1 protein-coding gene is annotated in these 658 nt (G+C 58.4%); it reads left to right on the top strand.

The window, feature by feature from the left end; translation table 11 throughout:
* The coding region (locus tag RCCGE510_RS32755; RefSeq protein WP_007638044.1) for an FAD-dependent oxidoreductase at positions 1–658 on the top strand (658 nt) is incomplete at both ends.

The following is a 658-nucleotide window of genomic DNA, read 5'->3' as shown; positions in this document are numbered from 1 at the left end:
TGGCATCAAGAACATCGCGATTCTCGAGAAAGGCTACCTCGGTGGCGGCAATACTGCGCGAAACACCACCGTCATTCGGTCGAATTACACCGATCAGCGCTCGATCAGGTTCTACGCGAGGTCGCTGAGACTTTACGAAGCGCTGTCCAACGAACTCGACTACAACATGATGTATTCCCGTCGGGGCCAGCTCACGCTGTCTCACTCAGACGGAGTGTCACGCTCGCTCCGACTTCGCGCCGACGCCGGCAATTTCTGCGGCGAGGCAAACGAGATCGTCGATCGCAAGCAGATCAAGGACCTGGTGCCATCCCTGAACCTCGACATCAAAGGCATGCCGATCCTTGGCGGTCTTTGGCATCCGAATGCAGCCATAGCGCGCCATGACGCCGTGGTCTGGGGATATGCTATCCGCGCGTGTGAGCGTGGCGTTGAACTTCACCAACGGACCGAAGTGGTGGGGATGGACGTCGTCGGCGACAAGGTGACGCGCGTTCGCACCAATCGTGGCAACGTCTCAGCGGGGATCGTGGTCCAGTGTGTCGCCGGATATTCGTCGGTCGTCGCGAAGATGGTCGGATTGAAGCTGCCGATCCGCAGCTATCCGCTTCAGGCAATGGTCACCCATCCTATCAAGCCATTTCTTGATCCGATGGTC

It is taken from the genome of Rhizobium sp. CCGE 510 (assembly GCF_000292525.1).
Taxonomy (GTDB): domain Bacteria; phylum Pseudomonadota; class Alphaproteobacteria; order Rhizobiales; family Rhizobiaceae; genus Rhizobium.
This window is presented reverse-complemented; position numbering and strand designations above follow the sequence as displayed.